Origin of the sequence: Novosphingobium sp. (assembly GCF_036733805.1) — a bacterium.
GTDB lineage: Bacteria > Pseudomonadota > Alphaproteobacteria > Sphingomonadales > Sphingomonadaceae > Novosphingobium.
On sequence record NZ_DAIMZT010000105.1, the window covers coordinates 1 to 5,038 of the forward strand.

Below are 5,038 nucleotides of genomic sequence, written 5' to 3' on the forward strand. Positions count from 1 at the left end.
CGTCCTTGCTGACGCTGCGCAGGAAAACGTTGCCGTCAATCTCCGGCGCATCGGCTTGCGAGCGCGCCGTCGCGCCGATGTCGCCGTGCTCATCCGGTTCGCCGATCTCGTCGATGATGACAGGCAGGGTGCGGCCGACCTTGGCGGCAAGCTTGGCGGCGCTGATCGCAGCGGTCTTTTCCATGATCCGGGCGTAGCGTTCTTCTTTGACCTCTTCCGGCACGGCGTTCGGAAGGGCATTGGCTGCCGCGCCGGCGACGGGTTCGAAGCGGAACGCTCCGACACGATCCAGCTGCGCTTCATCCAGCCAATCAAGCAGGTACTGGAAATCCGCTTCCGTTTCACCGGGGAAGCCGACCACGAAGCTGGAGCGGATCGCGATGTCCGGGCAGATCTCGCGCCAGTTGCGCAGACGTTCCAACACCTTGGCTTCATTGGCCGGACGCTTCATCGCCTTAAGCACTGAAGGAGCCGCGTGCTGGAACGGAATGTCGAGGTACGGCGTCAGCAGCCCTTCGGCCATCAGCGGGATCGCTGCGTCGACATGGGGATAAGGATAGACGTAATGCAGCCGCACCCAGGGCCGGCGTCCTTGCGCGTCGGCCAAAGCGCCGAGTTCGCGGGCAAGGTCAGTCATGTGCGTGCGGACGGGTTGGTCCTTCCACACCCGCTCTTCATGGCGCACGTCCACGCCATAGGCTGATGTATCCTGGCTGATGACCAGCAGTTCGCGCGTGCCGGCCTGCACCAGCTTTTCCGCTTCGCGCAGCACCGCGTCGATGCGGCGGCTGGCCAGCTTGCCGCGCAGCGAAGGGATGATGCAGAACGAGCAGGCGTGATTGCAGCCTTCGGAAATCTTCAGATAGCTGTAATGGCGGGGGGTGAGTTTGACGCCGGCCTCGTCATAGGATTGAGGAATCAGATCGACATATGGCGAAAGCTCGGGCGGCGCGGCCTCATGAACCGCTTCCACCACTGCTTCATATTGATGAGCGCCGGTGACCGCGAGCACTTCGGGGAACTTCGCGCGGATCACTTCCGCTTCGTTCCCCATGCAGCCCGTGACGATCACACGGCCGTTTTCGGCAATCGCCTCACCGATTGCGGCAAGGCTTTCTTCTTTGGCGGAATCCAGGAAACCGCAGGTGTTCACCAGTACGACATCGGCCCCGGAATAGTCCGGGCTCATCGCGTAGCCATCGGCGCGCAGGCGAGTGAGAATACGTTCGGAATCGACAAGCGCCTTTGGACAGCCGAGGCTGACCATGCCGACCTTGGGCGGGGAAGGGATTTCTATGGCCATGGGATGGCGCGCCCGATACGCCGATTGCGCGAAAGAGTCACGAAAAAGTGGCGCATATGCTTGCGCCGCCGTATCTGACTTGCAAGAAAAAGCATTTGATGCGGGGGAGTATGTGCGATGGGTCCTGTAAACTGGCTGGCGGTGTTCCTGGCGTCTGCGCTTGGGCTGGCAATCGGCCTGATCTGGAACGGCGTGTTGTTTCGCAACAGGCGCCAGCTCTTGCCAGACAATTCGGAACGCGGGGGTAATTACGGGCCTGTCGGCCTGGTACTTCTGATCGGCGCGGTTATGCTGGGCCACAATTTCGCGCGGATCGGCATCGAAACGCTGTCCATGAAGCCCTGGCTTTATTTCATGCAGAGTGGCGGCGTGGCAATCGCCTTCGTCATTCCCGCCGTCTGGCTGACGCACTTGCGCAACCGCACCGAACCGGCGCGGCGGATCATCGACTGCCTCTTCTGGCTCTTCGCTTACCTGGCGATGGGGCTGGTGTTCTGGTTGATGCGGTAGGGAGGCCGAACTCGCTTACGGTTTCGGCAGCTCGTCCATCGGGTCCACCGGCTTTCCTTCGCGGCGGATCTCGAAGTGCAGTTCATTCCCCTTCGCCTTGCCGGTATCCCCCACAAGTCCGATCCGTTCACCCATCGCGACTTTCGCGCCTTCCTTCACGGTAATACGGCTAAGGAAACCATAGGCGGTGAACCAGCCGTCGCCGTGGTCCAGCACGACCAGATTGCCGAATTGATCCTTTTCCGCACCGGCGAACTTCACGGTCCCGGCAGCGGCAGCACGCACCATGGCCCCTTCCGGCGCCGTGATATCGATACCGTCGTGATAATCGCCGTCGGTCGCGAAGGCTCGCCGGACCGGACCGCTGACCGGCCAGGCAAAGCGCGCAGCCTTCACAGGGGCGGGCGTCGGCTTCGAGTCAGGGGCAGCGGCGGGGCCGGCCGCTGATGCGCTTGGCGAGGGAGGGTTAAGCAGCGTCGGGATCAGCAGGTTCTGCCCCGGCTTGATCGGTGCGGCCCCATCGATGCCGTTGGCCAGCGCGATCTGTTCCCAGGGCACGCCATACTTCATGGAGACCGAAAAGCCGGTGTCGCCAGCGCTGACGGTGTAATGACGGGTGCGCGGGATCTGCAGTTTCTGGCCTGCCTTCACGGCGAAGGGCGGCTGCAGGCCATTGGCCTCTATAATCAGCACGCGCGGCACTTTGGCCTGGGTAGCTATGCCGCCCAGTGTCTCTCCAGCCCGGACAAGGTGAACGCTCTCCTCCTCGGGCGAGGCTGCGGGCTTCGGCGTGGCGGGCGTGGACGGGGAGAGCTTGGATGGGGCGGCGGCCGACTTGCCACCGGCGGTCACGTTCTTGGCGGACTTGATTGGGGCCGCACGCGGAATGGAAAGCTTTTCACCGGCCTTGACGACATAGGGTTTTTGAAGATCGTTGGCTTTGGCGATCGCGCTGGCCGAAACGCCCGCGCGGTTGGCGACGCCGTTCAACGTCTCCCCCGGTTTCACCACGTGAACGGTTTCCGCTTCCGGTGATGCCAGCACCGGGATAGCCCCAAGGCAAGGCGTCAACGTCAGCGCCGCCGCTGTCATGACCGCGCGCTTCATGCCCGATAACGCTCCGCCAATGACGTCAGCGAATCTTCATGCGTCAGATCGATCTGCAATGGTGTCACTGAAACAAAGCCCCCCGCTATCGCCTCGAGATCCGTATCGCTCCCAGGCGAGTGTTCTATTCCGTGCAGGCCGAACCAGTAATAGGGAAAACCACGTGGATCAGTTCCTTCCACGACGGATCCACGCGCGTAATCGTGGAAGCCCTGGCGCGCGACGCGAATGCCTTTGACCGCGCTGCCGCTGACCGGCGGGAAATTGACGTTGACCAGCGTGCGCGGCGCGAAGGGCACGTCCAGCAGCGGGCGTAGCACTTCCACGCCCCATTGCTCGGCGGCTGAGAAATCGACCGCGTTGCCCACGCCTTCCTTAGCGTAGACTTGGCTGAGGGCAATGGAGCGGATGCCGGCCAGCGCCCCTTCGAATGCGGCAGAGACCGTGCCGGAATACGTCACGTCATCGCCCAGGTTGGCGCCGCGGTTGACGCCCGAAAGAATGAGGTCAGGCGCAGCGGGAAGGATTTTTTTCAGCGCCATCGTCACCGCGTCGGTCGGCGTGCCGGCGACGGAGAAGCGACGTTCGGCATGCTGGCGCATGCGCACCGGCCGCGTCAGGGTGAGCGAATGCCCGGCGCCCGATTGCTCTTCGCTCGGCGCGCAGATCCAGATCTCGTCGGAAAGCTGCGCTGCGATCTTTTCCAGTACGTAAAGCCCCGGAGCGTTGATGCCGTCGTCATTGGTAAGGAGAATGCGCATGGAAGAACCTTTAGGAATGGATGTTCAGCCTAGCGGAATGAGCCTGTCGATACCGCCCATCCACGCCCGGAGCGCTTCAGGCACCAGGACGGAGCCGTCTTCCTGCTGGTAATTCTCCAGCACCGCCACGAGCGTGCGGCCGACCGCCAGCCCCGAACCGTTGAGGGTATGGACGAACTCTGTCTTCTTGCCGCCTTCGGGCCGGTAACGCGCGTTCATCCTGCGGGCCTGGAAATCGCCGCAGTTGGAGATCGAGCTGATCTCGCGGTAAGCGCCCTGGCCCGGCAGCCAGACTTCAAGGTCGAACGTCTTGCGCGCGGTGAAGCCCATGTCGCCGGTGCAGAGCAGCACCTTGCGATAAGGCAGTTCCAGCGCCCGGAGGATCGCTTCTGCCGCCGCGACCATCCGCTCATGCTCGGCCTCGCTCTCCTCCGGCTTGCAGACGGCGACAAGCTCCACCTTCTCGAACTGGTGCTGGCGAATGAAACCCCGCGTATCACGCCCCGCCGCGCCGGCCTCCGACCGGAAGCAGGGGGTCAGCGCGGTCATCCGCAGGGGCAGGGCCTCGGCGTCGATGATCTGCTCGCGCACGGCGTTGGTCAGGCTGACTTCGGCAGTGGGGATCAGCCAGCGTCCATCCGTGGTCTGGAACAGGTCTTCCGCGAACTTCGGCAACTGACCGGTGCCGAACACCGCGTCGTCCTTCACCAGCAGCGGGACGTTGCATTCGATGTAGCCGTTGGTGGCGGTCTGCATGTCGAGCATGAACTGCGCCAGCGCCCGGTGCAGGCGCGCCATCTGGCCTTTGAGGAAGGTGAAGCGCGCGCCGGAGATTTGGGCGCCCGTTTCGAAATCGAGGCCGAGCGCCGGGCCAAGGTCCGCATGTTCCTTCGGCGTGAAAGCAAAGTCGCGTGGGCTGCCCCACTTCGCAATTTCGAGGTTCTGTGTCTCGTCCTCCCCGTCAGGCACCTCGTCGACAGGGATATTGGGGAGGCGGGCCAGTTCGTCCTGCAGCCGAGCCGACAGGTCCTTATCCTCGGCTTCGAGCGCCGGAAGGATGTCCTTGAGCTGCGCCACTTCCGCCTTGAGCGCTTCGGCAGTGGCGGTGTCGCCCTGGCTCATGGCCTTGCCGATCGCCTTGGAGGCTTCGTTGCGGCGGTTCTGCCCCTCCTGCATTCGGGTCGCAACCGCGCGGCGCTGTTCGTCCAGAGCGAGAATGGCGGCGGCGGCGGGTTCGACGGCACGGCGGGCGAGGCCGGCGTCGAAACCCTCGGGATTTTCGCGGATCAGGCGGATATCATGCATGGCGCCGGGCTATGCCGGTTCGGCGAGTCCGGCGCAAGCGGCTGCCGCGATC

The 5,038-nt window shown here is 63.7% G+C and carries 5 protein-coding genes; 1 reads left to right on the plus strand and 4 read right to left on the minus strand.

Going from position 1 to position 5,038, the window contains the following annotated elements; all coding sequences use genetic code 11:
- Positions 1-1,303, minus strand: a 1,303-nt coding sequence (gene rimO / locus V7D69_RS15245) for a 30S ribosomal protein S12 methylthiotransferase RimO (RefSeq protein ID WP_333606226.1), incomplete at its 3' end; no start/stop codon positions are given.
- A gap of 117 nt (positions 1,304-1,420) precedes the next feature.
- On the opposite strand from rimO, the gene V7D69_RS15250 reads away from it, so the two are divergent.
- Positions 1,421-1,813 (plus strand): DUF1761 domain-containing protein, encoded by a 393-nt coding sequence (locus tag V7D69_RS15250; protein WP_324061608.1) that lies wholly within the window; start codon positions 1,421-1,423, stop codon positions 1,811-1,813.
- A 15-nt stretch (positions 1,814-1,828) separates the two neighbouring features.
- Here V7D69_RS15250 and V7D69_RS15255 read toward each other — a convergent pair whose 3' ends face one another.
- The 3 genes from V7D69_RS15255 to serS are packed head-to-tail and all read right to left on the minus strand — an operon-like array spanning position 1,829 to position 4,986.
- Positions 1,829-2,920, minus strand: coding sequence for a LysM peptidoglycan-binding domain-containing M23 family metallopeptidase (locus V7D69_RS15255; RefSeq protein WP_333606227.1), 1,092 nt, complete (start codon positions 2,918-2,920; stop codon positions 1,829-1,831).
- Positions 2,917-3,681 carry a 5'/3'-nucleotidase SurE gene (gene surE, locus V7D69_RS15260; protein ID WP_324063512.1) on the minus strand — a complete coding sequence of 255 codons (765 nt, stop codon included), beginning with the start codon at positions 3,679-3,681 and terminating at the stop codon, positions 2,917-2,919. The genes V7D69_RS15255 and surE overlap by 4 nt, the downstream gene beginning before the upstream one ends.
- Positions 3,682-3,705: 24 nt before the next feature.
- Positions 3,706-4,986 (minus strand): serine--tRNA ligase, encoded by a 1,281-nt coding sequence (gene serS / locus V7D69_RS15265; RefSeq protein ID WP_324063511.1) that lies wholly within the window; start codon positions 4,984-4,986, stop codon positions 3,706-3,708.
- Positions 4,987-5,038: the final 52 nt, after the last annotated feature.